General features: G+C 74.8%; 26 protein-coding genes, 1 tRNA gene and 2 pseudogenes. 15 read left to right on the forward strand and 14 right to left on the reverse strand.

The genetic code is table 11. The features are described 5' to 3' along the window. From ABD994_RS28435 to ABD994_RS28445, 3 genes and pseudogenes are all read right to left on the reverse strand, one after another. Nucleotides 1-180, reverse strand: a pseudogene (locus tag ABD994_RS28435) (hypothetical protein); the annotation flags it as partial. 255 nt (nt 181-435) lie between these two features. Continuing rightward, complete coding sequence (locus ABD994_RS28440) at nt 436-1,083, reverse strand: DUF305 domain-containing protein (RefSeq protein WP_345423989.1); 648 nt, start codon at nt 1,081-1,083, stop codon at nt 436-438. Between the two features lie 119 nt (nt 1,084-1,202). Beyond that, nucleotides 1,203-1,748, reverse strand: coding sequence for a DUF6153 family protein (locus tag ABD994_RS28445; RefSeq protein ID WP_345423992.1), 546 nt, complete (start codon nt 1,746-1,748; stop codon nt 1,203-1,205). A 196-nt stretch (nt 1,749-1,944) separates the two neighbouring features. Between ABD994_RS28445 and ABD994_RS28450 the strand changes: the two genes are divergently transcribed. Then, entirely contained in the window at nt 1,945-2,997 is a 1,053-nt protein-coding gene (locus tag ABD994_RS28450; RefSeq protein ID WP_425550141.1) for a cation diffusion facilitator family transporter, read from the forward strand. Nucleotides 2,998-3,308: 311 nt separating this feature from the next. On the opposite strand, the gene ABD994_RS28455 is transcribed toward ABD994_RS28450, so the two are convergent. From ABD994_RS28455 to ABD994_RS28470, 4 genes and pseudogenes are all read right to left on the reverse strand, one after another. Beyond that, entirely contained in the window at nt 3,309-4,262 is a 954-nt protein-coding gene (locus ABD994_RS28455; protein ID WP_345423995.1) for a M56 family metallopeptidase, read from the reverse strand. 7 nt (nt 4,263-4,269) lie between these two features. Next, nucleotides 4,270-4,650, reverse strand: coding sequence for a BlaI/MecI/CopY family transcriptional regulator (locus ABD994_RS28460; protein ID WP_345423998.1), 381 nt, complete (start codon nt 4,648-4,650; stop codon nt 4,270-4,272). Between the two features lie 101 nt (nt 4,651-4,751). Beyond that, nucleotides 4,752-7,316: an FtsX-like permease family protein gene (locus ABD994_RS28465; protein WP_345424069.1), complete on the reverse strand. Its 2,565-nt coding sequence runs from the start codon at nt 7,314-7,316 to the stop codon at nt 4,752-4,754. A gap of 191 nt (nt 7,317-7,507) precedes the next feature. Continuing rightward, nucleotides 7,508-8,197, reverse strand: a pseudogene (locus ABD994_RS28470) (ABC transporter ATP-binding protein); the annotation flags it as partial. Between the two features lie 213 nt (nt 8,198-8,410). Between ABD994_RS28470 and ABD994_RS28475 the strand changes: the two are divergent. Beyond that, nucleotides 8,411-8,980 (forward strand): phosphatase PAP2 family protein, encoded by a 570-nt coding sequence (locus tag ABD994_RS28475; RefSeq protein WP_345424001.1) that lies wholly within the window; start codon nt 8,411-8,413, stop codon nt 8,978-8,980. 68 nt (nt 8,981-9,048) lie between these two features. Here ABD994_RS28475 and ABD994_RS28480 read toward each other — a convergent pair whose 3' ends face one another. Continuing rightward, on the reverse strand, nt 9,049-10,227 hold the full coding sequence (locus ABD994_RS28480) for an MFS transporter (protein WP_345424004.1): 1,179 nt from the start codon (nt 10,225-10,227) through the stop codon (nt 9,049-9,051). 54 nt (nt 10,228-10,281) lie between these two features. Here ABD994_RS28480 and ABD994_RS28485 point away from each other — a divergent pair, with 54 nt between their 5' ends. Then, entirely contained in the window at nt 10,282-10,842 is a 561-nt protein-coding gene (locus ABD994_RS28485) for a Chromate resistance protein ChrB (protein WP_345424007.1), read from the forward strand. 117 nt (nt 10,843-10,959) lie between these two features. Here the strand turns inward: ABD994_RS28485 and ABD994_RS28490 are convergent, their stop codons facing one another. Then, on the reverse strand, nt 10,960-11,112 hold the full coding sequence (locus tag ABD994_RS28490) for a hypothetical protein (RefSeq protein ID WP_345424010.1): 153 nt from the start codon (nt 11,110-11,112) through the stop codon (nt 10,960-10,962). Nucleotide 11,113: 1 nt separating this feature from the next. On the opposite strand from ABD994_RS28490, the gene ABD994_RS28495 reads away from it, so the two are divergent. Next, a complete protein-coding gene (locus ABD994_RS28495; RefSeq protein ID WP_345424014.1) occupies nt 11,114-11,500 on the forward strand; it encodes a hypothetical protein in 387 nt (128 codons plus the stop codon). Between the two features lie 200 nt (nt 11,501-11,700). Next, complete coding sequence (locus ABD994_RS28500; RefSeq protein ID WP_345424017.1) at nt 11,701-13,641, forward strand: wax ester/triacylglycerol synthase domain-containing protein; 1,941 nt, start codon at nt 11,701-11,703, stop codon at nt 13,639-13,641. Here ABD994_RS28500 and ABD994_RS28505 read toward each other — a convergent pair. Continuing rightward, nucleotides 13,561-13,818 (reverse strand): VIT1/CCC1 transporter family protein, encoded by a 258-nt coding sequence (locus tag ABD994_RS28505; RefSeq protein ID WP_345424020.1) that lies wholly within the window; start codon nt 13,816-13,818, stop codon nt 13,561-13,563. The two genes, ABD994_RS28500 and ABD994_RS28505, sit on opposite strands and share 81 nt — an antisense overlap. Beyond that, on the reverse strand, nt 13,719-14,237 hold the full coding sequence (locus ABD994_RS28510; protein ID WP_345424023.1) for a VIT1/CCC1 transporter family protein: 519 nt from the start codon (nt 14,235-14,237) through the stop codon (nt 13,719-13,721). Before ABD994_RS28510 ends, ABD994_RS28505 begins: the two co-directional genes overlap by 100 nt. Before the next feature lie 447 nt (nt 14,238-14,684). Here ABD994_RS28510 and ABD994_RS28515 point away from each other — a divergent pair, with 447 nt between their 5' ends. The 3 genes from ABD994_RS28515 to ABD994_RS28525 all read left to right on the forward strand — a co-directional run bounded on the left by ABD994_RS28515 (nt 14,685) and on the right by ABD994_RS28525 (nt 16,070). Beyond that, nucleotides 14,685-14,939, forward strand: coding sequence for a hypothetical protein (locus ABD994_RS28515; RefSeq protein WP_345424026.1), 255 nt, complete (start codon nt 14,685-14,687; stop codon nt 14,937-14,939). Between the two features lie 409 nt (nt 14,940-15,348). After that, nucleotides 15,349-15,933: a polysaccharide deacetylase family protein gene (locus tag ABD994_RS28520; protein WP_345424031.1), complete on the forward strand. Its 585-nt coding sequence runs from the start codon at nt 15,349-15,351 to the stop codon at nt 15,931-15,933. Beyond that, the gene (locus ABD994_RS28525; RefSeq protein WP_345424036.1) at nt 15,861-16,070 is read left to right on the forward strand and encodes a polysaccharide deacetylase family protein; all 210 of its coding nucleotides are present in this window, start codon (nt 15,861-15,863) and stop codon (nt 16,068-16,070) included. Before ABD994_RS28520 ends, ABD994_RS28525 begins: the two co-directional genes overlap by 73 nt. Before the next feature lie 70 nt (nt 16,071-16,140). Here the strand turns inward: ABD994_RS28525 and ABD994_RS28530 are convergent. Next, nucleotides 16,141-16,215: transfer RNA gene (locus ABD994_RS28530), tRNA-Arg, on the reverse strand. A 51-nt stretch (nt 16,216-16,266) separates the two neighbouring features. On the opposite strand from ABD994_RS28530, the gene ABD994_RS28535 reads away from it, so the two are divergent. Further along, entirely contained in the window at nt 16,267-17,265 is a 999-nt protein-coding gene (locus ABD994_RS28535) for an NAD(P)-binding domain-containing protein (RefSeq protein WP_345424039.1), read from the forward strand. An 84-nt stretch (nt 17,266-17,349) separates the two neighbouring features. Here ABD994_RS28535 and ABD994_RS28540 read toward each other — a convergent pair whose 3' ends face one another. Both ABD994_RS28540 and ABD994_RS28545 read right to left on the reverse strand, forming a co-directional pair. Then, a complete protein-coding gene (locus ABD994_RS28540; RefSeq protein ID WP_345424042.1) occupies nt 17,350-18,081 on the reverse strand; it encodes a DUF305 domain-containing protein in 732 nt (243 codons plus the stop codon). Then, nucleotides 18,078-18,989: a thioredoxin-like domain-containing protein gene (locus ABD994_RS28545; protein WP_345424045.1), complete on the reverse strand. Its 912-nt coding sequence runs from the start codon at nt 18,987-18,989 to the stop codon at nt 18,078-18,080. Before ABD994_RS28545 ends, ABD994_RS28540 begins: the two co-directional genes overlap by 4 nt. 121 nt (nt 18,990-19,110) lie before the next feature. On the opposite strand from ABD994_RS28545, the gene argS reads away from it, so the two are divergent. The 6 genes from argS to ABD994_RS28575 all read left to right on the forward strand — a co-directional run. Beyond that, entirely contained in the window at nt 19,111-20,763 is a 1,653-nt protein-coding gene (gene argS, locus ABD994_RS28550; RefSeq protein ID WP_345424048.1) for an arginine--tRNA ligase, read from the forward strand. A gap of 25 nt (nt 20,764-20,788) precedes the next feature. After that, nucleotides 20,789-22,216, forward strand: a complete 1,428-nt coding sequence (gene lysA / locus ABD994_RS28555) for a diaminopimelate decarboxylase (RefSeq protein WP_345424051.1) — start codon at nt 20,789-20,791, stop codon at nt 22,214-22,216. Further along, nucleotides 22,213-23,589: a homoserine dehydrogenase gene (locus tag ABD994_RS28560; protein WP_345424054.1), complete on the forward strand. Its 1,377-nt coding sequence runs from the start codon at nt 22,213-22,215 to the stop codon at nt 23,587-23,589. Before lysA ends, ABD994_RS28560 begins: the two co-directional genes overlap by 4 nt. Nucleotides 23,590-23,651: 62 nt before the next feature. Next, nucleotides 23,652-24,668, forward strand: a complete 1,017-nt coding sequence (gene thrC, locus ABD994_RS28565) for a threonine synthase (protein WP_425550142.1) — start codon at nt 23,652-23,654, stop codon at nt 24,666-24,668. 14 nt (nt 24,669-24,682) lie between these two features. Continuing rightward, nucleotides 24,683-25,597 (forward strand): homoserine kinase, encoded by a 915-nt coding sequence (gene thrB / locus ABD994_RS28570; RefSeq protein ID WP_345424060.1) that lies wholly within the window; start codon nt 24,683-24,685, stop codon nt 25,595-25,597. A gap of 344 nt (nt 25,598-25,941) precedes the next feature. Beyond that, a partial coding sequence (locus ABD994_RS28575) for a Rho termination factor N-terminal domain-containing protein (RefSeq protein WP_345424063.1) occupies nt 25,942-26,337 on the forward strand: 396 nt, incomplete at its 3' end.

Raw genomic sequence — 26,337 nt, forward strand, 5'->3', positions numbered from 1 at the left:
CATCGGGCTGAGCCCCACCGTCGGGACGGCCAGCACCAGCATGATCCAGAACAGGTGCCGGAACCGGGCCACGTGGTCACCGTGCCCGGCGTGGTCGCCGTGCCCCGCGTGGTCGCCGTGCCCGGCGTGGGCGTCGTGCCCGGTCCGCCGCGGCTGCGCGCCGTCGCCGTCGGGGGCCACGCCGTGACCCGCGGGAACGGCCTCGGTGCTCGAGGTGGCTCGCTCATGAGCATCGCTCGAGGCTCGCGGTGTGGACATGGTCGTCGCTCCCTCCGCGTGGCGCCGGTTCGCCGTGACACTGTGATACCCCCGGGGGGTATAGCTGTCAACGGTGACGAGTGGTGATGGGCCAGGTGGCGACGTGCTCGCCCCCGTGGTCGCCGGCCCCGGCAGTGCCCGGGCCGGCGACCACGTGGTCGGCGCTGTCGCGGACGATCAGACCCTGCTGAGCAGGGCCTGCATCTCGGTGATCTCCTGCTGCTGGGCGGCGGCGATGCCGCCGGCGAGCTCCTCGGCCTGCGGGTTGAGCCCCTGGCCCTGCTCGGTCTGGGCCATCTGAACGGCACCGGTGTGGTGCTCGATCATCATCTGCAGGAACATCCGGTCGAACGAGGCCCCGGACTGCGCCGCCAGCTGCTGCATCTGCGCATCACTCATCATGCCGTGCATCGCCATGTCGCCCGTGGTCATGCCGGGCACGCCAGGCATGCCCGGCATCGCCGTGGAGCCTGGCTGCGGGCGGGGTGCGCCCCAGGCGTCGAGCATCCGGTTCATCTGCTCGATCTCCGGAGCCTGTTCCCGGTCGATGCGGGCGGCCAGGGCCTTGACCTCCGGGGAGGAGGCACGGTCCGGGGCCTGGGACGACATGGCGACGGCCTGCTGGTGGTGGGGGATCATGCCCTGGACGAACACGACGTCTGACTGGTTGTGCTCGGGCGAGATCGGCGCGGCCGCGGTGCGAGCCGGCGACGGCGCGGAGGCCGGAGCGGCCGCGGGTGGCGCGGTTCCGGAGTCGGAACAACCCGCGGCCAGCAGGGCGGCGGTGGCGGCGGCGATCACGCCGCCGACGAGACGGGCACGCACGAGGGAGTCTCCTTCGGCTGGGCACCGGCCGGTGCGCGAGGGGCCGGTGCTGATGGCAGGACACGGCGCCGCGGCGCGGCACGTCCGAGCACGGACGTTCGCGCGGTCGGTGGGCCGGCCTACAGCCGGAGGACCTGGAGCTCCGCCAACCTCGAGGACGCAGGAGGGGCACGGGTCGCCGTCGCCGGGGCCGGGCTCTCCGTCCGGCGACGCGATGGTGGCCGCCACCAGAGCGCGACGAGGACGAGCACGAGCAGGAAGACCGCGGCACCCACGAGCGCGACGAGGCACAGGTGGAGCAGGGACCCGGCGTGGTCGTGCCCGTTCTCGTCCGGGTGCTGGTGGAGGAGTGCTGCGCTGCCCGTGACGGGGACGGCGTCGGGCGGGGTGGACGTCACGCCCTGGAGTGCCGGCGACGCGGCGTCGACGCCGTGGCGGTGCCCGCCTGCGGCCGGCGCCGACTGGTCCATGGAGGCGTGCGTGGACGCCACGGCGGTCGCGATGTCCGGCACCGAGTGCTGATGCGCGCTGACGACGTGGTGCATGAGCACCAGTCCGAGAGCGATCACCAGGAGCGCGACACGCCCGCACCAGCCGCCGAGCAGCAGGTTCGGCGGCGCCGCGCTGGTCGCGCCGCTCCGCGAACTCCCGTGCCGGCGAACCACCCCGTCGACGTTACCGAACCGCATCCGGACACATCGCGGGCCGCGCCCCCCTCGAGTTGTCCGATCCCGTGTCGACCCAGCGTGGCACCGTAATCGACGCAGCGCGGCGGGTCACGCTTTCCGTACCGTGGCCCTCCGACCTCGCGCGTCTGCCGAGGCGCTCTCGTGAGGCGACCGATCGAGAAGAGGGCCAGGGGTGCAGGAACACGGCCACGGTCACGGGCACGGTGGGGGAACGTGGGGGCGGCTGCGCGAGCAGGTCGGGCACCTGGTGCGGCCGCACTCCCACGACTCGCACGAGAAGGTCGATGCGGCCCTCGAGTCGTCCAGGGACGGGCTGCGCGCGTTGTGGCTCTCGCTCGTCATCCTCGGCGTCACCGCGGTCGCCCAGGGCGTCGTCGTGGCCTTCTCCGGGTCGGTGGCGCTGCTCGGCGACACGTTGCACAACGTCGCGGACGCCCTGACCGCCGTCCCGCTCGGTGTGGCGTTCCTCCTCGCCCGCCGCGCCCCGACCCGCCGCTACACCTACGGCTACGGACGCGCCGAGGATCTGGCCGGCATCGTCATCGTCCTCACGATCGCGGCGTCCGCGCTCATCGCCGGCTACGAAGCCGTCAACCGCCTCCTGCACCCACAACCGGTGTCCTACCTCGGCGCGGTGGCCGCGGCCGGGGCCATCGGCTTCATCGGCAACGAGCTCGTGGCCCGCTATCGCATCACGACCGGCCGGCGGATCGGGTCTGCGGCGCTCGTCGCCGACGGACGGCACGCGCGCACCGACGGGTTCACCTCGCTCGCGGTGCTGCTCGGGGCCGGCGGTGCTGCGGTGGGCTGGTGGTGGGCCGACCCCGTCGTCGGGCTGCTGATCACCATTGCGATCGTGGTCGTGCTGCGCGATGCCGCTCGGGAGGTCTATCGGCGACTCATGGACGCCGTGGACCCGAACCTGGTCGACCGGGCCGAGTCGACCCTGTCGGCGATCCCCGGGGTCCGGGAGGTCGCCGCGGTGCGGATGCGCTGGATCGGGCACCGTCTCCAAGTCGAGGCCGACCTCGTCGTCGGCGACGACCTCAGCGTGCGCGACGCCCACGAGATCGCCGCCGACGCCGAACACCAGCTCGCCCACCAGATCCCTCAGCTCGCGGGGGCCACCGTGCACACCGACCCGGCGAGCCACCCAGGTGCCGAACACCACCTCCAGCTCTCCCACCGGCGCCGTCGAGGCGGTTCTGCTGCGTCGACCTCCTAGCTCGTCCGGGCGTTGACCGAGCGGAGCGAGAGGACCCTCTTGACCCACGTGAAGAGCTCGAGGCCGCGCCGGCCCTCGGTGTCGTCGAGCCGCCTGCGGCGGCGCTGCCGCTTTGCGGGCCCGGAAGCTTGATCCACCCGTCCCTCACCTGCTCTTCACCCTTGCCGGTGAGCCTCCACGCGGACGCTGCGCCCCCGGGGCGAAGGCACCGAACGCCTTCACCCGATGGGCATCGGGCCCGACGAGGCAACGCTTCGCGAGATCACCACTGGATTCGGCTTCTCACGTTGATCAACGGTCCCTGTGCGTCGCTACGCGACCGGACTGCCGGGAACGGCGCGGCGGGCGAGCTCGAGGAGTGCCTCGAAGTCCTGCTGGGCTTCGAGTGTGGCGAGCGCGGCGACCAGGACCAGTGCGATGGCGGCGACGAGCAGCACGCGCTGCGCCCTCGCGGGCGCGATGAGCAGGGCGGCGACGCGGCGGGGGACGTCGCCGGCGTCACGGGGGAGGGCGGGAGCGATCCCGAGGCCGAGGGCGGGGCGGGGCGCCCGGGGTGCGGGGGCGCTGGCCAGCGCTGCGTGTCCGACGGCGCGTGCGACGACGGGCCGGTCGCCGGCGTCCTGGGCGGCGTCCTCGTCGGCCCACCGTTCGATGGTGTAGCCCACGGCTCGGCTCACTGGCCGTAGAAGCGGGTTGAGGGCCGCGGCGAGGTGGGCAGTGGCGAGGAAGAGGTGGTGGCCGTGGGTCAGATGCGAGATCTCGTGGGCGATCAGGGCGTCCTGCTCGGCTGGCGAGAGCGCGTCGAGCATGGCGGTGGAGACCACGATCCGGCCGGGGCGGCCGGGGGCGGCGTAGGCCTCGGGGGACGGATCGGGCAGCACCACGAGCTGCTCCTCGCCGGGCAGCAAGCGCGTGTGACGGTGTGTCGCGAGCAGGGCCTGCGCTCGTCGGATCGCGACCCGGGCCAGGGCGAGGCCACCTGCGGCGAGCAGTAGCGCGGCCGCGAGGGCGACCCACACCGAGGCGGGATCGTCGCGGGCGACCACCGCGAGGGAGTAGCGCTCGATGGTGGCCAGGACGGGGATGCGCACGGCGGCGGTGGCGGCGAGCAGGGCCAGCGCCACGGTGCTGCACGCGGCGAGGGCGACCGCGGCGCCGGTGAGGAGCCAGGTCGCGAGCCGGGGCGGCAGCCGGCGGGCCAGCGGGACGGCTCCTCGTGCGGCGAGCAGCGGCAGGAGCAGGGGGAGGTAGACCGCGATGTGCATGTCGCGCTCAGCCGTCCTGGCCGAGCAGCCGGCGTAGCAGGGCCTCGTCGGTGCCCGAGAGCCCGGAGACGAAGTTGCTCAGCACCGCTTCGTGGTCACCCTCATCGGCCAGCGCCTGGTGCATGCGGGTGGCGGCGACGCCCTCGGGCGTGCTGGCCGGGGTGTACCGGTGCGCCCGTCCGTCGAGCGAGCGTGTCAGCAGCCCCTTGCCGTGGAGCCGACCGAGGATGGTCACCACGGTGGTGTGCGCCAGCGGCGCCTCGGCGGGGGTCTGCTCGTGGAGCCGGTCGCGCACCTCGCCGGTGGTCAGCGGCCGCCCGGCGTCGAGGAGCAGCGCCCACACCTGCTTCTCCAACGACCCGGGAGCACGGCGATCGCGCGTGGTCATCCTCGAGCGCCCCTCCTGGGTCGTGGGTCGACGGACCTCGGATTCTACAGACCTGTAGAACGGCTCGGCGGAGCGCGGACCAGGTCAGGCACACAGTGTCCTCAGACCGCGATCAGGGCGGTCAGGAGATCGGTACGGGCGGCGCGACGGGCGGGGATGATCGCGGCGAGCAGCCCGACCAGCGCCGTGCCGAGGGCGAGCGCGGCGAGGGTGGCCCAGGGCACGGACAGTGCGGTGACCCCGTAGCCGACCAGCAGTCGTTGCCCGCTGACGCCCCAGCCGAGACCGAGCACCAGGCCGAGCGCGGTGCCGTGCACGGCGACGGCCAGGGCCTCGAGCCGGATGAGCCCGCGGATCTGGGCGCGGGTCGCGCCGACTGCGCGCAGCAGCCCGATCTCCCGGCGACGTTCGATCACCGAGAGCCCGAGCGTGTTGACCACCCCGAGGACGGCGATGACGACCGCGAGGGCGAGCAGGCCGTAGAGCAGGTCGAGGACGAGGGCGACCTGGCCGCGCAGTGCGTTCTGGTGGTCGGCCCGGTTCTCGATCGTCACCTGGGGGGCGTCGGTCAACGCCTGGTGCAGCGCGTCGCCGAGCGCCGGCGCGGCGCCGGGGGCGGCGCCGAGGTAGACGGTGAAGTCCTTGGTGAGGGGCTGGTAGCGGCTCAGGGTGTCGAGGGAGACCTGGAAGGTCGAGCCGTCCTTGCCACCCCCGACGGGGGGTCTGCTGATGGCGCCGACGGTCAGGTCGGCCGGGGTGCCGTCGAGGAAGACGATGTGGACGGGCGACCCAAGGGTGAGCCCGTCGGCGGCGGCGGTGGCCTGGTCGACGTCGATGCCGCCCTGGGTGAGGGCGGACGTGTCGCCGGCGACGTACTGCGGACGGGTCGTCGTGTCGAGGGTCGCGGTGTCGACGCCCGAGACCGAGACCTGGCTGCCGCCGAGGTCGGCGGGCGCGTAGCGCTGGCGGGTCAGGGTCGCCACCTCGGGCAGGGCACGGACGGTGTCAGTGACCTGGGGCGGGAGCGGTTGACCGCCGCGCCCGGAGAGCACGTAGTCCGCGCCGGTGCTGCCCGCGATGTCGCGGGTGATCGAGGTGTCCAGTGACGAGGCGAGGGTGCCCAGGCCGGTGACGAGGGCGACGCCGACGGCGAGCGCGGCGGCGGTGGTGGCGGTGCGTCGCGGGTGGCGGGTGGTGTTGCCGCGGGCGAGCGCCCCGACCGTGCCGAACAGGCGCCGGTACCCGGCGGAGAGGCACGCGACCAGGGTCCGGGCCAGCGCCGGGCCGGCCAGCACGAGACCGACCAGGCTCGCCGCGACCCCGACGGCGAAGAGAACGGCGCCCACCGTGAGTCCGGTGTGCGGGACCACGAGCGCGGCGGTCAGGAGCGCCCCGGCGGCGACCAGCAGCACCGCGGCGCCGGCGACGGTGCGCCCGCGGCCCGCTCCGTCTTCGGTGGGGGCGGCGGCCTCGCGCAGCACCGCGGTCGGCGCAGCGCGCCCGGCCCTCCCGGCGGGCAGCCAGGCTGCGGCCACGGTGACCCCGACGCCGAGCAGGTAGGCCGCCGGCACCGTGGAGGCCGGGATGCTGAGCCCGACCGCGGAGAGGTCGACGCCGAACCCGCGCAGGGCGGCCTCGAGCGCCGCGCACAGCCCGATCCCGGCGCCGAGTCCGACGCTGGCGCCCAGGACGCCGACCAGGACGGCTTCGCCGAGCACCATGCCGGTGACCTGGCCGGGGCGGGCGCCGACCGCGCGCAGCAGGCCGAGCTCGCGGGTGCGGCCGGCGACCAGCAGCGTGAACGTGTTCACGATGAGGAAGCTGCCGACGAGGACCGCGACCCCGCCCGCGCCGAGGAGTGCGTCGGTGACCGTCGACAGGAAGGCCCCGACACGGGCGGCGGCCGACGAGGCCTGCTGCTCGCGGGTGGCGACCGTGACCGCCGGCCCGAGCGCGTGCTGCACCGCGGGGGCCACCGCGGCGTCGGCGGTCCCGGGGACGGCGTCGGCGGTGACCGCGGTGAAGCGCCCGGGCTGGCCCAGCAGCGCCGCCTGCGCGGTCGGGGTGTCGAGGAACACCAGCCCGACACCGGGATTGGCCGGCCCCGGGTCGGCGAGCCCGACCAGGGTGGCCGGGGTGGCCGCGGCCGGGGTGATCAGCCGGACCGGCGCGCCCAGCACCAGGTGGGCCGCGGCGGCGCTCGGTGCGTCGAGGACGACCTCCCCGGGACCGGTCGGGGCGCGCCCGGTGCGCAGGGTGGCGATCGGGTGTGCCCGGGGGTACCAGTTGTAGCCCAGGGTCGGGGCGCCGCTGGACGGGCCGACTGCGTGACCGCCGGCGTCGACCACGGTGACGTCCTGGGTGGCGACTTCCCCGTGGGCGGCGGCCACACCCGGCACGGCCGCGACCGCGGCCACCGCGGTGGCGGGCACCGTGGCGACGGCGCCCGAGATCGCCTGGTCCTCCACCTCCACCGCGAACGCCGCCCGCGGGCTGGCGGTGACGTCGGCGGCGCCCGAGGTGAACAAGCCGGTGAAGGCGGCGTCGATCGTCGCGGAGAGCACCAGCGTGCCCACCACGAACCCGACCCCGAGCGCGACGACCAGTACCGAGAGCGCCATCCGCGCCCGGTGCGCGCGCACCGAGCGCGCGCTGATCCGCAGCATCACCCTCACAGCGCCGCACCCCGCCGGTCACCGGTGCCCGCGGCGAGGGCGTCGACGTCGGCGATGAACGCGTCGAGCTGCGCGCGCAGGAGCCGGGCCGTGCGTGCCGCCTCGGCCGCCGCCGCGTCCACGACCGGCGCACCGTCGAGGTCCGGTGTCCCGCTGCCTCCGGGCTCCGCGCCGGCGTGCTCCAGCCCCGCCATCGTCTCGAGGACCTCACCGGCGTCGGCGGAGCTGAGCTCGGCGACGAGCCGGCCGTCGTGCAGGAACAGCACACGGTCGGCGTGGGCCGCGGCGGCGGCGTCGTGGGTGACGAGCGCGATCGTCTGCCCGAGATCGTCCACGCTGCGCCGCAGCAGTCCCAGCACTTCGCCGGCGGCCCGGGAATCCAGGTTGCCTGTCGGCTCGTCGGCCAGTACGAGCTCGGGGCGTCCCACCAGCGCCCGGGCGCAGGCCACGCGCTGCTGCTGGCCCCCGGAGAGCTCGCCGGGCCGGTGCGCCAGCCGCTCCCGCAGCCCCAGGGTGTCCACGACGTGGTCGAGCCAGTCGGCCTCCACCGCCCGGCCGCCGAGGTCGGCGGGCAGCGTGATGTTCTCCCGCGCGGTCAGGGTGGGCAGCAGGTTGAACGCCTGGAACACGAAGCCAACCCGGTCGCGGCGCAGCTCGGTCAACGCCCGCTCGCCCAGCCCGGAGAGCTCTTGGTCGCCGATCCAGACCCGGCCGCTGCTGACCCGGTCCAGGCCCGAGAGGCACTGCATCAGCGTCGACTTGCCCGACCCCGAGGGACCCATGACCGCGGTGAGCTCGCCGTGCACGAACCCGGCGTCCACCACGTCCAGGGCGCGTACCCGGGTCTCTCCCGAGCCGTAGACCTTGCTCACGGCCTCGGCCCGCGCCGCCCACCGCTGGCCCGCGCGCGCCGGGTCGGTCGCCGGCGTCGGAGCGCTGCGTTGCGGGACACCGATGCTCACGTGTGGTCCTCCTCCGATCGTGGGCACACTGACTTCTACAACGATGTAGACGAGGTATGTTCTACAGGTGTGTAGAAGCAGCACGTCGCACGGGGTGGTCCACCCCGCGGCGGGGACGCCGCGGTGAGCGGGCCACCGCCGCTCCCCGGTGTCCTCGCGACCCTGGCCCCGGTGCTGGACACCTACGGCTACCTCGCGGTGGGCGGGCTGCTCTTCCTCGAGGACTTCGGCGTCCCAGCTCCGGGCGAGACCGTCCTCGTCGCCGCGGCGGTCTACGCCGGCGCCGGCCGACTCGACGTCGGCCTCGTGGCCGTGGTCGCCGCGTCGTGGGCGTTTCGGGAGCTACGTCGGGCTGGCCCCGAGCCGCGTCGACGCGGCCGAGGGTTCTTCACCCGGCACGGCGGGAAGATCATCGTGGTGGCCCCCTCCGGCCAAGCCCTCTGGTCGGCTGGCGTGCTGCTGCTCGTGGTCGTCCTCGTCGGGCCGTGCCGGGGACGTCGTGTCCTGGTCGGTGTGGCGCTTGTGCTCGCGCTCCTGGTCGGGGGCTCGCTCGTGGTGCTGGGCGTGCACTGTCCGAGCGACCTCCTCGCCGGCTGGAGCCTGGCGCTCGTCGCCGACGGTCTCGTGCTCCTGCTCGCGGCGCGGCTCGCCCCGTCCCGGGTGCCGGTCGACCGATCGGCCGACGCTGACTGAGGACCGGTGAAGGCCGCGGGCGGCCGGGGCGGGGGCAGGGGGTAGGGGGAGGGGCCGCGGATGTTCCTTCAGGTGTCGATCTGCTCGGGGGTGCGCAGGGCCCGCCAGCTGACGGCGCCGGCGGCGGCGCACCCTCCGGCGAGGGCGAGGAGGGCGGCCGGGAGGGTCCACACGGCGGCGATCGCGCCGACGATCAGTGGGCCGCCCCCGTCGCCCAGTTCGCGGCCGAGCTCGACGTTGCCCATCGCGCGGCCCATGCGCTCCTCGGGGGTGGCCGCGGCGAGGTGGGCGAACGCCAGGGGGGTGACCGTGCTGACGGTGACCCCGAACGCGACGGCCGCCACGAACAGGGTGACCCCGTGTGGCAGGACCGCGAGCACGACCAGCCCGGCCGCGGCCACGAGCAGCCCGAGGAGGCTGCCGGAGCGGGTGGTGACGAGCCCGCGATCGCGCAGCCGGCCGACGACGGGCTGCACGGCCGCCGAGGTCAGGGCGAGCAGCGCGACGGCGCCGGCGCCCGCGAGCGGGTTCAGACCGAGACGGATCGCGAGCAGTGGGAGGAAGCCGACCGCGACGCCGAGCACCGCTGTGGTCATCGCGAGCAGGAGGGCCGGGACGAGGAAGCCGCGCTCGGTGGTCTGGCGGACGAGGTCGAGCAGGGTGTATCGGGGGCGGGGCACGACGGGCAGGGCGGGCATCGCCACGGCGACCCACATGCCTGCCGCGGCGGCGAGGGCCCCGAGGACCACGTAGACGGCCTGGATGCCGAGCCAGTGGTCCAGCCCGATGCCGAGCAGCGGACCGAGGACGTAGCCGACGCTCTTCCACGCCCCGTAGCGCCCGAAGTACCGGCCGAGGCGCTCACGGCCGGCCAGGCGGGCCACCGCGGCCGAGGACGCCGGGGAGAAGGCCGAGGCGCCCGCACCCTGGCCGAAGCGGGCGACGGCGAGCACCAGCGGGGACGCGTCGACGAGTGCCAGCAGCGAGGCGAGGAAGAACGCGACGAGGCCGCCGACGATCACCGGTTTCGCGCCGATCCGGTCGCTCAGGGCTCCGAAGAAGGGCTTGAGGATCACCTCGGCCATGTCGTAGAGCGCCAGGATCAGCCCGAGGCCGAGCAGGGACAGGCCGATGTCGTCGGTGTCGGCGCCGAGCACCGACGCGACGCCGTGAGCGCCGAAGGCGGTGGTGAACCCGGCCAAGTACAGCGGCGCCAGGCTCCGAGCCGCGGGTTGCGGGTCCGTCACGCCGACGACTGTAACAAGTGTTACTCGGGTCGGTGTGCCGCTAGGGTCGGGATCATGACGAGCGGGCTCGAGTGGCTGCTGGCCGTGGTCCAGGTCCCCGCCCAGCCCTCCCGCCACCGCGTGGCGGTGTGGCGCGAGCTGCGCCGCGCGGGAGCGGTGCCCGTGTCACAGGGCACCTGGGCGATGCCGGACGCCGATCCCTACCGCCAGGCGCTCGACCGGGCCTCCGAGCTGGCCTCCGACGGCGGCGGCTCGGTCGCGGTGTTCGCCATCCAGCCCCAGGACGAGACCTCCCGCGCGCTCGTCGAGGAAGCGTTCATGGCCGCCCGTCTCGACGAGTGGCGGGAGTTCCTCGCGGACTGCGGCAAGTTCACCGACGAGATCGCGCGCGAGGTCGCCAAGGAGAAGTTCACCTTCGCCGAGCTCGAGGAGGAGGAGCAGAGCCTCCACCGGCTACGGCGCTGGTACCGCGACCTCAAGAAGCGCGACGTCCTCGCGCTCCCCGACGCACGCACCGCCGCCACGGCACTGCACGAGTGCGGCGAGATCCTCGACCGCTACGCCGAGCAGGTCTACGCCGCGAACCGTGCGACCGCCACACCGGACGTGCCCTGACCGCAGCTGGACACCGTCGATCGGTGACCACGCGAGGCCGCACGCCTCGTGGCACGACACGAGGTTCACCGGCGGTGCCGGGGAGCACCAAGTGACGTCTCGCGGGGACGGTTGGTCTCAGCCGCCGTGCCCGCGACCCTGCCCGCGACCGTTGCCCGACCCGTTCTTCCCGAGGTCGCCGCCCCGGCTCCCGCTCCCGTCGGTGGGGCCGCCGCCGATGTCGCCACCGCTCCCGTCGCCGGCATCGGCGTGGTGCTCAGCGGGGTTCACGGTGGGTGACGCGGTGCCGCGCCACGCCGTGGATCTCGGTGATCTCGCCGCCGAGACGTCACCGATCCACGTCGAGGTCGCTCTGCCCGGCAGGGCGGGCACGATCGGCGGGCCCGCCGTTGGCAGCGGCTGGACGGCGACGGGGGCGGGCAGCGCCGGCGGAGGCTCCTGGTGGGATCGGGCGGCGAAGGTGACGATGCCCGTCGCGCCGAGCGCCCCGGCGAGGGCGGCCACGAGGCCCAGGGTCCGGCGCGGCGGGAGCGCCGAGGTCGCCGTCTCGATCTACATGATCGTCCTCGCGCTGATCGCGATCGCGTGCGTGTGGGCACTCACCGAGACCTACCAGGCCAGCATGGAGGACGAGCCGGCCGCGGCCGGACGCGGCTGACGAGCCGAATCGCCGAGCAGGCGGCCGATCACGCTTCGCGCACTCTCACCCGGCCTTCGAACAGATCAGCGACGTCCAACTGACGTTCCTCCGCGCCCACCTCGACGTTCCGCGCAGGTTCGTGCCGGAACGCGGCGTCGAGGACCTCGGACGGGGCACTCGACCCTGGCCGGCGTTCGCCGATCCCCCACGGTGAGGTCGTGGACCCGATCCGGTTGCGTCTCGACGAGCTGATGTACGCGTGGCTCGACCACCACGACACCCCCATGCAGGTCGCGCTGCTCGGCACGTTCGACGGCGGACCCATGGCCGGCCCGGACGGTGCGGTCGACGTGCTCCGGGTTCGCCGGGAGCTGGCCGCTCGGGCGCACCGGGTTCCCGCGCTGGGGCGGCGGGTCGTGTGGACGCGATGGGGGGAGGGCCGGCCGCTCTGGGTGGCGGATCCTGGCTTCGACCCGCTCGACCACATCGAGACCACGGTCCTCCCGCCCGGCGCCGACCTCCCCGACTGGGCGGCGAACCGGGCGGCCCGGCCGCTGGATCGAGATCGGCCGCTCTGGCGGGCGGAGGTCGTCGACGGGCTGCAGGACGGTGGACACGAGGTCCGGTTCGCCGTGCTCATCGTCGTCTCGCACATGCTCGCCGACGGGCTCACCGGTGTGGCGCTCGCGGGCGCGCTGCTCGACCCCGCTCCCGGGACGTCGGTGACGGTCGCGCCCATGTCGGCCGTGGCGGGACTGCCGACGCACCGCGACCTGGTGTGCCGGCGGCTGCAGGAGGTGGGGGCCGCCCTGCGGCGTGGCCCGCGCCGGCGCCGGCCGGGCGGGGGGCCAGGACCCGCGCGGCCGGGCATGCGCGAGGTGCGCGACGCGATGGCCGGCTTCGCCGGACGAGAGCCGGTGACCCCGTTGTCGCGCCACATCGGCCCGGCGCGCCGGCTGGGGGTCGCGCGCAGGTCGATGGAGGAGCTCCGGGGCACCGGGCACGCCCTGGACATGACGGTGAACGACCTCCTCCTCGCCGCCGTCACCGGTGGTCTGCGGCGGCTCCTGGCCGCCCGCGGGGAGGTCACGCCCGGGCTCGTGCTGCGCGCCTCCGTGCCTGCGGCCACCGGCACGGCCGGCTCAGCGGGACGGCAGGTCGCGGCGATGTTGATCGTCGACCTACCGGTCGGCGAGCCCGACCCGTTGCGACGCGCCGCGCTCGTGCGCCGTGCGACGGCGCTCGGCAAGGCGCGGCTGCGCGCCGCCGGCGGCGACTTCTCCGACCTCCACCTCCCGACGCCGCTGTCGCGGTGGCTGCTGCGCTGGGCCCGGCGTGTGGGGAGCCGCCGGCTCACCGTGTCCGTCACCGACGTGCCGGGCCCTGCGAGGCCGCTCTGGGTGGCCGGTGCCCGGCTGCTCGAGGTCGTGCCGATCGCCCCGATGGCCCCGCTCGTGCCGCTCACGGTCGCGGCGCTCTCCTACGCCGGGGAACTGACCGTGGCAGCCAACGCCGACGTCGACATGACCGACCTGGACGTGCTGATCGACGGCATCGCCCGGTCGTTCACCGAGCTGGTGGACCTGGCCCGGGCCGGGGCGTGCCCGCGATCGGTACCGGCGCCCCTGCTCCGGCGCGGTCGTGCTGTCGTCGAGGCGGCCGTCGACATCGACCGTCCCGCCGAGCAGGTGTTCGCCCACTGCACCGACCCACGGAACGTGACCGCGTGGGCCTCCGCGGTCGACGACGTGACGCTGCTGACCGACGGCCCGGTCGCGGCCGGGACGCGCTACCGCGTCCGCACGAGGGCCGGCGGCGGTGTGGTGCAGTACCTCGGGTTCGATCCGCCGCGGGCCTGGACGGCCACGAGCAGCGGAGACCGGCTCGACATGCGGTTCGAGGGCGAGGTCGTGCCCCTCGAGGGGCGATCACACGTGCGGTTCCGCGCCGAGCTGCGTCCGCACGGGTGGCTCCGCCTGCTCGCACCCCTGGTGCGGCCGGCGCTGCGGCGACGCTGGCAGCGCGACCTCGCCGTTCTCCGATCCATCGTCGAGCAGGGACACAACCCCTCCACTCCGTCAGGCGATTCCGGCCCCGACGAGGATGCCGACCGAGTAGGTCAACGCGGCGGCGGCGGCGCCGAGCAGCAGCTGCCGTGATCCGGTCCACCACCACGAGCTCATGGTCACGAGGGAGACGAGGGCTCCGGCGCCGAAGAGCCCGACCCCGGACACCATCAGTGCGGGCAGCAGGCTGGTCGCACCGAGCAGGTAGGGCAGCACCGGGAGAAGCGCACCGACGGTGAACGCCAGGAACGATGCGACAGCGGCGAGCATCGGTGAGGGCAGGTCGTCGGGATCGCCCCGAGCTCGTCCCGGGCGTGGACCACGAGCGCTTGCTCGGGCGTGCGGGACAGCTGACGGGCCACCTCCCGCGCGACACCGACCTCGACCCCTCGCTCGACGTACCGCCGCGCGAGCTCCTCCTGCTCGAGCTCCGGTGTCCGCGCCAGGGCGTGGCGCTCGAGAGTCAGTTGACCCCGAGCGAGCTCGGCCTGGGAGGCGACCGAGGTGTATTCGCCCGCGGCCATCGAGAACGCCCCGGCGGCGAGGCCGGCCATCCCGGCCAACACGATCGCGCCCGTTCCACCGCCGGCGCTCGCCACCCCGCCCGCCACGCCCGCGACCAGAGCGAAGTTCGACACCAGTCCGTCCATCGCGCCGAAGACGGCTGGACGTCGCCAGCCGCCGGTCACGTCAGGGTGGGTGTGTCCCGCCTCGGCCCTTCGCCCCGGAGTCCTGGCCTCGTTCACTTCTTCACGGTCGCGGGAGACCCCGAGGAGCCGGGACCGCCGTCCGTCGCGCCCGACGCTGCCGAAGGTCCCGCGTCGGTGATGCACGACGTGATTCCCCGGCGGACCACCTCGCCAGGACGTGACAGGCACCGGGCCACGTGACGTGCCACGGGCGTCACAGCACCGCTGCGTACCGACCCGGCGGCGCCCTACGCGACGAGGCCGCCGCCGGCGGGCTGCCTCAGCGCCGGGTCGTGGGCCCGGCGCCGCGACCGCTGGGGCATGCGGAAGCCGACCCGACGCGCGGAGGTGGGCGCGACGTCGGTCCACCGCGCCCCGTGCGCGGCCCGCCTCGACGATCCGAGCGGATTTGCCGGGTGTTGACCCGACGTCGCGCACCCTCGCAGGGTGGACCCGGCACCGCTCTCCGAGCTGCACGAACACCTGCGCCGCAACGATCTCGCCGCCGCCCGCGACACGCTCCGCCGGACCCGGTGGACGAACCTCGCCAACATCCTCCGGGTCCTGCCCGAGGACGAGAAGCGCGCGGCCTTCGGTCTCCTCGATCCCCTCACGGCAGCGACGCTGCGTGAGCGCCTGACCGACGACGAGCGCCGCGACGTCGAGGCGGCACCCGACGCGGCCGGCCCGAGGCCGGGGTGAGACGTCGAAGGCCGGCGCGGGGACTCGCGGGGCGGGTCAGCTTCGTGGTCGTCAGACGCTGCGGACCGCGTCGGCGTTGTGGCCGTCGTCAGGGATCGTGGTGCGGGTCAGGTCGACGGCGGACCGGCCGCGGCGACGATGCGGACTGCGGCGGCGTGCTCGGCGGTCTCGTCGGCCCCGGCCGCGACCCGCGAGGGGGATGTCGGGTCCACGAGATCGAGACGGGATGTCGCGGACACTCGCGCTCCATCGTCGGGCGGCACGCTCGTGCGCGGGCCCGGGTGGACGCCCGGGCCGCGACCGGAAGGGGTCCGAAGTGCATGGGGGGCCGCGGAGGGCAGGTGAGGGCGACGGTTCGCAGGCGCGGGTCGAGGCCGGGCCGGTCCTGCCCCGTCGCGAACTCTTCGGGATGCTCGGGCTGGGACTCGCCGCCTGGCTGGCGGGGTGCGCAGCGCCAGCGGTCCGCGCCTCGCCGGGCCGCAGCGGCGAGACCGCGACGGCGTCAGCGTCGAGGGCGGGGTCCGGGTCCGTCGCGCCTCCGGCAGGTCGGATCGCCCTGACCGTCGACGACGGCTACGCGCCCGAGGTCGTGGCCGGCTACGTCGCCTTCGCCCGCCGCACCGGCATCCACCTGACGTTCAGCCCCAACGGGACCTACGCGTCGGCGTGGGCGCCCCAGGCCGGCGTGCTGCGTCCACTGATCGACGTCGGCCAGGTGCAGATCATGAACCACACGTTCAGCCATCCGCGACTGACCCGCCTACCCGCGGGCCGGGTCAGAGAGGAACTCGAGCGCAACGAGCAGTGGATCGTGACCACCTTCGGGACCAGCGCCAGGCCGTACTGGCGGCCTCCCTACGGAGCCCACACCGCAGCCGTCGACGCGATCGCCCGGGACGCCGGGTTCCCGACCGTGGTGATGTGGACCGGCTCCTCGGGGACTCCAGCCTCGTCACACCGGAGTTCCTGCTCGACCAGGCGCGGCGGTGCCTGACCCCCGGCCGCATCGTGCTGGGCCACGCCAACCACCCGACCGTCCTCGGGTTGTTCGACCGGATCAGGGAATTGCTGAGCGAGCGGGACCTGCAGCCGGCCACCCTCGACGAGCTCTTCGGCACCCACCGCCACTGACCAGGATCGTGACCGGGCCCCGCACTGATCACGTCGGCATCTCGAGGACCGCGACGAGGATGCCCGACGATGGTGCCCCCGGCAGGATTCGAACCTGCGCTCCCGCCTCCGGAGGGCGGTGCTCTATCCCCTGAGCTACGGGGGCGGACCGGCGACGAGCCTAGCGCACGGGCCTCCGGTGCCCGACGCTCGGGCCATGGCCCACGCAGAGATCCACCGCGACCGCAGCATCGACGCCGCGGACCTCGCCCCGCTGTCCGGACGCCCGGTCGCCGTCCTCGGGTACGGCAACCAGGGCGCGGCCCAGGCGGCGAACCTGCGCGACTCGGGGTTCGCGCCGATCGTCGGGAACAGGGACGACGAGTACGCCCCGCCGGCGCGGGAGCAGGGCTTCGACCTGCGGTCCATCGCCGACGCGGCGGCCGCCGCGGATGTCGCGCTGCTGCTCGTGCCCGACGAGGTGCAGCCCGAGCTGGTGCGCGATGAGGTCGCCCCCGGCCTGCGGGCGGGCGACACGCTGGTCGTGGCTTCGGGCTACAACTGGCACTTCGGGCTGCTGGAGGTGCCCGACGGCGTCGACGTCGTCATGGTCGCGCCGCGCATGATCGGGGCGGCGGTCCGCGACCGCTACGTCGATCGCCACGGCTTCCCGTGCTTCGTCTCGGTCGAGCGCGACGCCACCGGCCGGGCGTGGGAGACGACCATGGCGGTGGCGCGGGCGATCGGCGGCACCCTCGGCGGCGCGATCGTCTCCAGCGCCCGCGAGGAGGCGGCGCTTGACCTGCTCAGTGAGCAGGCCATCTGGCCGGCCGTCATGGACGTCCTGCGCACGGCGCACCGCGTCGCCGTCGGCGCGGGGTTCACCGAGGAGGCCGTGCTCAACGAGCTCTACCTCTCGGCCGAGCCCGCGGAGGTGTTCGCGCACATCGCCCGCGACGGACTGTTCGGCCAGCTCGGGCTGCACTCGCGCACGTCGCAGTACGGGCAGCTGCGCTCGCTCGCGGCGCTCGACGAGCACGGCGAGCTGGCGTCACGGTTCTCGCGCGTGCTGCACGACGACATCCTGTCCGGCGCCTTCGCCCGCGAGTGGAGCCGGCCCGAGGCGGGGGAGCGGCTCGACGCCCTGCGCCGCGAGGCCGAGACGACCCCGATCGCCGTCGCGGAGGCCGAGGTCCGGGCGCGCCTGGACCACTAGCTCACGGCGTGTCGCGCTCGCGAGCACGTGGCGATCCTGGCGCTGGGTGCCAGCAATGCCGCGTTGCTCGCACCGGGAGGTGCGTCAGTTCATGCCGGGCATGGACGTGCCGCCGTGCATCTCCGGTGCCGGGAGGGGGGCGGCGCCCCGGGCCGCGAGCATCTGCGTCATCACGCCGACCTCGGAGCTCTGCGACGTCACCATGCTCTGCGCCAGCGCCGCCACCGCCGGGACGGAGGCCTCGGCGGCCGCGGTCTGCATCATCGGCAGGCCGCCCTGGTGGTGGCGCAACATCAGCTGCAGGAAGACGACGTCCATCTCGCGGCCGGTGGACGCGCGCAGGCGCGCGAGGTCCTGCGGCGACGCCATCCCCGGCATCGCGGCCGCCGGCATGCCCATCCAGCCCATGAACTGCCCCGACGGCGGGGTCAGCGGGTCGCCCCAGAGCGTCAGCCAGCCCTCCATGCGCCCGGTCTGGGACGTCTGGGTCGACTCGATGTCGTAGGCGATCTGCCGGATCTCGGGGTCGGCCGTGTTGTTGCGCGCCCACACGGCCATCTCCACGCCCTGGTTGTGGTGCACGACCATGTCCTGCAGGAACCCGACGTCGATCGAGTCCGCCGCCGGCCCATAGGTCGTGGCGGTGGAGCGCCCGATCGCGATGCCGCCGATGACGCCCACCAGCACGAGCAGCAGGGCGAGCCCGCCGGCGATGAACGCCTTGGCCCAGGTCGGGCTGGCCGACCACCAGCCCGGCCGGCCCTCGTCGGTGTCGAGGTCCGCCGGCCCGGTGTCCGACGTCGTCGGCGCGCTCATCCGCCGGCCCCGGACGCCGCGCCGCGGCCGTCCATCGTCACGGCGTTCGCCGGCGGCGGGGACGCGTCGAACGGCGGCGGGTTGTCCGGGTCGAAGTAGCCCGGGCCGAGGGCGTCGCAGCGGGCGCCGACCTCGGGGTAGGTGTACTGGTTCTGGCGCAGCGACGAGATGAACTGGTCGACCCGCGGGTCGTTCGCGTCCGACAGCTTGAGCTCGTGGCCCCACGACGCCAGCGAGATCGGCTGGTCGAGGCCCGGGTAGGGCGACATCATCGTGTAGTTCTGCCCCTGGACCTTCGCGCGCAGCGTGTCCAGGGCCGGGCCCGAGACGCGCGCCGGGTCGTAGGCGATCCACACGGCGCCGTGCTCGAGGGCGTGCACCATGTTCTCGTTGCGCACCGGGGTCGGGTAGACGACGCCGTTGCACGCCGCCCAGTAGCCGTCGTGCGGCCCGCCGAACGGGGGCGAGCGGTCGTAGGCGACGCGCTGCTCGGGCGTGACGTGCTGCTGGCCCTGGTACTGCGCGGTGACGACGCCGGGGATCGCCAGCGAGGGGTCACGGTTGTCGCTGCTCGGCTTCCAGGCGCTGACCTCGTTGGAGCGCAGGAGCGCGAAGCCGATCACGCCCACCGCGAGCAGGACCACGACGGTGATCGCGCCGATCAGCAGCCACGGCACCTGGCGGCGCGTGCCCGCGGCGGGACGCTTGCCGCGGTTGACCGGGTTGGGCCCGCGCTTCGACGCCGGGCGCTGGGCGGTGCGCTGACCGCCGCCGCGCTGGCCGCCACCGCTCTGACCACCGCTCTGACCAGGGCGCTTGCCGCTCGGACGGGTGCCGTCACGCCCCGAGCCCGACCGTCCCGCCCCGGTGCTCGACCCGGATCGCCGCCCGGACCCGCCACTCGCCATGGGCCGGAGTTTACGGAGCGCCCGGTGACCCCCTCGTGACGGGTGCGCACGCGGCGTGATCACCGCCGGCGCCGTGAGCACGGCCTGAAGTCGTGACGACCCGGGTCCCTAGACTCGTGGGGTGACCCCCGCAGCCCTGGCCGACCTCCTGCACGCCGTCGCCGTGGACGTGCTCGCCGAGCGCGGCCTCGACACGACGGTGCTGCCCGAGACGGTCACGGTGGAGCGTCCGCGCAACCCCGAGCACGGCGACTACGCCACCAACCTCGCGCTGCGCTCGGCCAAGAAGGCCGGGGTCGCGCCGGCCGAGCTCGCGGGCTGGCTGGCGACCCGACTGACGGCGACCGACGGCATCGAAACCGCCGAGGTCGCGGGCCCCGGCTTCCTCAACCTGCGCCTGGCCGCCGACGCGCAGGCCGGCATCGTCGCCGACGTCCTCGCCGCGGGGGAGGGCTACGGCCACACCGACGCCCTCACCGGCCAGGCGATCAACCTCGAGTTCGTCTCGGCCAACCCCACCGGCCCGATCCACCTCGGCGGCACGCGCTGGGCCGCGGTCGGCGACGCGCTGGGCCGGGTGCTCGCCTCCCAGGGCGCCGCGGTGACCCGCGAGTACTACGTCAACGACGCGGGGGCGCAGATCGACCGGTTCGCCGAGTCGCTGATCGCCGCCGCGCAGGGGCGCCCGGTGCCGGAGAACGGCTACGGCGGGGCGTACGTCGCCGAGGTCGCGCAGAAGGTCGTCGACGCCGAGCCCGGCGTGCTCGACCAGCCCGAGGACCAGGCGCTGGCCGCGTTCAAGCGGCTCGGCGTCGAGGTGATGCTCGACGAGATGCGGGCGAGCCTGGAGTCCTTCGGCACGCACTTCGACGTCTGGTCGTCCGAGCTCGCGCTGCACAGCTCGGGCGCGGTGGAGAAGGCGGTGCAGGACCTCAAGGACTCCGACGCCCTCTACTTCGCCGACGGCGCGTGGTGGATGCGCTCCACCGAGCACGGCGACGACAAGGACCGCGTCGTCATCAAGAGCGACGGCCGCCCGGCCTACATCGCGGGCGACATCGCCTACTACCGCGACAAGCGGGCGCGCGGCGCCGACCTCGCGATCTACATGCTCGGGGCCGACCACCACGGCTACATTCACCGGCTCAAGGCCGTCGCCGCGGCGTTCGGCGACGACCCGGCGCGGGTCGAGGTGCTCATCGGGCAGCTGGTGAACCTCGTGCGCGACGGGCAGCCGGTGAAGATGTCCAAGCGCGCCGGCACGATCATCACGCTGGAGGACCTCGTCGACGCCGTCGGCGTGGACGCCGCGCGCTACACGCTGGCGCGCAGCTCGGTCGACCAGGTGCTCGAGATCGACCTCGACCTGATCTCCAGCCGCACCAACGAGAACCCCGTGTTCTACGTGCAGTACGCGCACGCCCGCCTCGCGTCGCTGGCCCGCAACGCCGCCGAGCTGGGCGTCTCGGCCGACGACCCGGATCTCGGGCTGCTGGTCCACCCCCGGGAGGGCGACCTCATCCGCACGCTGGGGGAGTTCCCGCGGGTGCTCTCGTCGGCCGCGGGCCTGCGCGAGCCGCACCGCGTCGCGCGCTACCTCGAGGAGCTCGCCGGCGCGTATCACCGCTTCTACGACACCTGCCGCGTGCTGCCCCAGGGCGACGAGCAGCCCGCGGGAATCCACACGGCACGCCTCGCGCTGTGCTCCGCGGCCCGCCAGGTGCTCGCCAACGGCCTCGATCTGCTCGGCGTCAGCGCGCCCGAGCGCATGTGACGACCTCCCCGGAGCTGATCACCCCATGACCCGCGCCCACCCCGCCGGGCCCCGCCACGCCGACGTCATCCCCCAGCACGAGGACGGCACGGCGCCCCCCGACGCGACGGCCCTCGACGTCCTGCCCGCCGCGGTGTGGCCACGCCACGCCGTGCGGGGGGACGACGGTGCCGTGCGTCTGGCCGGCGTCGACGTCGCGACCCTCGCCCGCGAGCACGGCACGCCGCTGTTCGTGGTCGACGAGGCCGACTTCCGTTCGCGCTGCGCCGAGCACGCCGCCGCGTACGGCGACGCCTCGCTCGTGCACTACGCCGGCAAAGCCTTCCTCACCGCGGAGATCGCGCGGTGGGTGGCCGACGAGGGCCTCGGGCTCGACGTCTGCACCGAGGGCGAGCTGGCCACGGCGCTGCGCGCGGACTTCCCGCCCGGGCGCATCACCGTCCACGGCAACAACAAGAGCCGTCACGAGCTGGCCGCCGCCCTCGACGCCGGGGTCGGCGCGATCGTCCTCGACTCCTATGTCGAGATCGCGCGCCTCGACGAGCTGGCCCGCGAGCGCGGGGTGCGGGCGCCGGTGATGGTGCGCGTGACCGTCGGCGTCGAGGCCCACACCCACGAGTTCATCGCCACCGCCCACGAGGACCAGAAGTTCGGCTTCTCGCTGGCCGCCGGCGACGCCGCCGAGGCCGTGCGGCGGGCCCTCAAGTCGCCGGGCCTGCACCTGGTCGGGCTGCACAGCCACATCGGTTCGCAGATCTTCGACGCCGACGGGTTCGAGCTCGCCGCCCGCCGCGTCATCGGCCTGCTCGCCGAGATGCGCGACGAGCACGGGGAGGCCGTGGCCGACGCGCTGACCACCGTCGACCTCGGCGGCGGCATGGGCATCGCCTACACCACCGCCGACCAGCCGCGCTCGCCCGCGTGGATGGCCGGTGAGCTGCGCGCCATCGTGGACCGCGAGTCCGCCCGCGTGGGCCTGACGCCACCGCGGATCGCCGTCGAGCCGGGCCGCGCGATCGCGGGGCCGGGGACGGCGACGCTCTACGAGGTCGGCACCGTCAAGGACGTCGAGCTCGGCGGCGGCGCACGGCGGCGCTACGTCAGCGTCGACGGCGGGATGAGCGACAACATCCGCACCGCGCTCTACGACGCCCACTACGACTGCCGGCTCGTCTCGCGCTCGGCGGGTACGGCCCCGCCGGTGCGGTCGCGGGTCGTCGGCAAGCACTGCGAGTCGGGCGACGTCGTCGTGCGCGACTGCTGGCTGCCGGCGGACCTCGCGCCGGGCGACCTCGTGGCGGTCGCCGCCACCGGGGCCTACTGCTACGCGATGGCGAGCGCGTACAACAAGGTGCCGCGGCCCGCGGTCGTCGCCGTGGCCGACGGCACATCGCGCCCTCTGCTGCGCCGCGAGACCCTCGACGACCTGGCGCGACTGGAGGTGGGGCAGTGACCGGCGGTGTGAACGGTGACGGGCGGCCGATCGGTGTCGCGCTGCTCGGGGCCGGCGTCGTCGGCTCCCAGGTGGTGCGGCTGCTCACCGAGCAGGCCGACGAGCTGGCGCACCGCGTCGGCGCGCCGCTCCATCTGGTCGGCGTGGCCGTGCGGCGCCCCCAGCGCCACCCCGACGTCCCCGCCGAGCTGCTGACCACCGACGCCGCCGGGCTCGTGACGCGCGAGGACGTCGACGTCGTCGTGGAGGTCATCGGGGGCATCGACCCGGTGCGCGGGCTGCTGCTCACGGCGCTGAAGAACGGCAAGTCGGTGGTGTCGGCCAACAAGGCCCTGCTCGCCGAGGACGGCGCGGCGCTCGCGGCCGCCGCCGACGAGTCCGGCGCCGACCTCTACTACGAGGCCTCGGTCGCCGGCGCGATCCCGCTGCTGCGGCCCATCCAGCAGTCGCTGGCGGGCGACCGCATCGTGCGGATCGCGGGCATCGTCAACGGCACCACCAACTTCATCCTCTCGGCGATGGCGTCCTCGGGCGCGAACTACACCGAGGCGCTCGAGGAGGCCGGGCGCCTCGGCTACGCGGAGGCCGACCCGACCGCGGACGTCGACGGCTACGACGCCGCGTCCAAGGCCGCGATCCTCGCGAGCCTGGCCTTCCACACCCGCGTGACGGCCGACGACGTGCACCGCGAGGGCATCCGCGACGTCACCGCCGCCGACATCGCCGCCGCGAGGGCGCTGGGCTGCACCATCAAGCTGCTGGCGATCTGCGAGCAGGTGGACGACAGCGTCTCCGCCCGCGTCCATCCGGCCATGATCCCGCGCTCGCACCCGCTGGCCTCGGTCTCCGACGCCTACAACGCGGTGTTCATCGAGGCCGCGGCGGCCGGGCAGCTGATGTTCTACGGGCAGGGCGCGGGCGGGCCGCAGACGGCGAGTGCCGTGCTGGGCGACCTGGTCGCCGCCGCGCGCAACCGCGTCATCGGCGGGCGCGGCCCGCGCGACTCCGCGTACGCCGACCTGCCGGTGCTCGCCATGGGCGACACCCGCACCCGCTACCACGTCGCGCTCGACGTCACCGACCGCGCGGGCGTGCTCGCCCAGGTCGCGGGGGTGTTCGCCGAGCACGGGGTGTCGATCGCGACGGTCCGCCAGGAGGGTCGGGGCGGCTCCTCGGGCGAGGGTGACGCGGACGATGGCGCTCCGGGCCCGAAGGACGCCACACTGGTGATCGTGACCCACTCCGCCCCCGACGCCGCGCTCGCGGCGACGGTGGAGGCGCTGACGGGGCTCGACTCGGTCCGCGGGGTGGCCGGGGTCCTGCGCGTCGAGGGGCTGGGCCGGCCGGTGACCGAGCTGGGAGGTGGATCGTGACCGGCCTCGTGCCCGGTGCCCGCGTCGAGTGGCCCGGCATCATCCACGCCTACCGCGACCGCATGCCGCGCGTGCAGCCCGGCTGGGAGGTCGTGACGCTGCGCGAGGGCGGCACGCCGCTGCTGCCCGCGCCGCACCTCTCCGAGCTCCTCGGCAGCGAGGTGCACCTCAAGATCGAGGGCGCCAACCCGACGGGCTCGTTCAAGGACCGCGGGATGACCGTGGCGATGACCGAGGCGCTCGCCGGCGGTGCCCGGGCCGTCATCTGCGCGTCGACGGGCAACACCTCGGCCTCGGCCGCGGCGTACGCCACCCGCGCCGGCATGACCTGCGCCGTCCTCGTGCCCCAGGGCAAGATCGCGCTGGGCAAGCTCGCCCAGGCCACCGTGCACGGCGCGCGCATCCTGCAGCTCGAGGGCAACTTCGACACCTGCCTCGAGCTGGCCCGCCGGGCCGCCGAGCAGTACCCGATCGCGCTGGTCAACTCCGTGAACCCGGCGCGGATCGAGGGCCAGAAGACGGCGTCGTTCGAGATCTGCGACCAGCTCGGCCGCGCGCCCGACGTCCACGCCCTGCCCGTCGGCAACGCCGGCAACATCACCGCCTACTGGCGCGGCTACACCGAGTACGCCGGCGACGGGGTCGTCGCCGGCACGCCGCGGATGCTGGGGGCGCAGGCCGCCGGGGCGGCGCCGCTCGTGCACGGCGCGCCGGTGAGCGACCCGGAGACGCTGGCGACGGCCATCCGCATCGGCTCCCCGGCGTCGTGGGACGGCGCGATCGCGGCCCGTGACGAGTCCGGGGGCGAGATCCTCGCCGTCGACGACGACGCGATCCTCGAGGCCTACCGGCTGCTCGCGGCGCGCGAGGGCGTGTTCGTCGAGCCCGCCTCGGCGGCCTCGGTGGCCGGGCTGCTCGCCCGGGCCCGCGCGGGCCGCCTCGAGGCCGGGCAGCTGATCGTGGCCACCGTGACCGGGCACGGCCTCAAGGACCCCGGCACCGCGCTCGCCGACGCCGCCGAGCCCGTCGTCCTCCCGCCGCAGGTCGACGCGGTCGCCGACGCCCTGGGGCTGCGCTGAGCGCCGGGGCGGAGGTGGCCGGGGAGCGAACCGCCGCCGCCGCCGGGGACGCCGTCCGCGTCCGCGTGCCCGCCACCTCGGCCAACCTGGGACCGGGTTTCGACACCCTCGGCCTCGCGCTCGGGATGTGGGACGACGTCGAGCTGGCGGTCGGGGACGGCGACGGCTGCGTCGTCGAGGTCGAGGGGGAGGGCGCCGGCCGGGTGCCGCGCGACGAGCGCCACCTCGTCCTGCGGGCGGCCCGCGCGACGTTCGACCGGGCCGGGGCGCCGCGGGCGGCGCTGCGGCTGCGCTGCCGCAACCTCATCCCGCACAGCCGCGGCCTCGGGTCGTCGGCGGCCGCCGCCGTCGCCGGGATCGTCGGCGCGCGGGCGCTGCTCGCGGCGAGCCACCCGCTCGACGACGAGGCGGTGCTCGACCTCGCTGCGGGCTTCGACGGCCACGCCGACAACGCCGCGGCGTGCCTCCACGGCGGGCTCGTCGTCAGCTGGGGCCACGAGGGCGCCTGGCGGGCGGTGCGGCTGAGCCCGCACCCCGCGCTGCGGCCGGTGGCGCTGATCGCCGAGCGCTCGAGCTCCACCGAGGCGACCCGCGGGCTGCTGCCCGACCGCGTCCCGCACACCGACGCGGCCTACAACGCCGCTCGCTCCGCCCTGCTGGTGCACGCGCTGACGAACGACCCGTCGTTGCTGCTCGAGGCCACCGAGGACCGCCTCCACCAGCCCTACCGGCGGCCGGCCTACCCGGAGACCGCGGCCGTCGTCGACCACCTGCGCGCCGAGGGCGTGGCCGCCGTGGTGTCCGGTGCCGGGCCCACGGTCCTCGCGCTGACGCTCGACGGGCGCCTGCCCGACGCGCTCGACACCAGCGGTTTCACGGTGCGGGCGCTGGACGTCGACACCGCGGGCGCCCGGGCGGAGCACGTCTGATCCTCCGCGTGGCGGATCTCCGGTGTGTCCCGGGATGCGTCCGTGGGGGTGGTTGTTGCCGGTGCCGACGGCGGGGTCTACATTGACGCTCACAGCGACCACGCGTGGTGCGCGTCGGTGCCCTGGTTCCCGCTTCGTCCGGGGCCACCCTCTTCCCCAACCGCCGGGTCTCCCGGCGGGCGGACACTCATGATCGCTGTACGAGAGCTCCGCGGACCGTGCCGCCCGGGACCGACCACCGTCGATCCCGCGGCTCCACCCGGATCCGCGAGCTGTCCCGCCTCGTGCGGGGCGAAAACGTCCGCTGGCCCGGGTGGTCCCCGAGCCGGTCAGGAAGGACCTGCGTGACCGAAACCGACGTCATCTCCACCGACGGCGCATCGGGCGCCGAGACCCCCGCGCCCGAGCGGCGTCGACGGGGAGGTGTCTCCGGGATGGTGCTCGCCGAGCTGCGCGACCTCGCGACCTCGCTCGGCGTCGCCGACACCACCGGGATGCGGCGCAACGACCTCATCGCCGAGATCAAGAAGCGGCAGTCCGGCGGCGACCAGCTCCCGCTCGCCGACGACGCCGCCGAGACCCCCGCGGCCGCTGCCCCGGGATCCGCCGAGGAGCCCGCCGAGGCGCCCGGGGACGCCGACGGTGCCCCCGCGCGCCGTCGCGGCGGCCGTCGCCGCGCGAGCCCGGCCTCCGGGTCGCCCGCCGAGCCGGCCCCGGACACCGCCGCGACCACCACGAAC

Origin of the sequence: Actinomycetospora chlora (assembly GCF_039542135.1) — a bacterium.
Classification (GTDB): Bacteria; Actinomycetota; Actinomycetes; order Mycobacteriales; family Pseudonocardiaceae; genus Actinomycetospora; species Actinomycetospora chlora.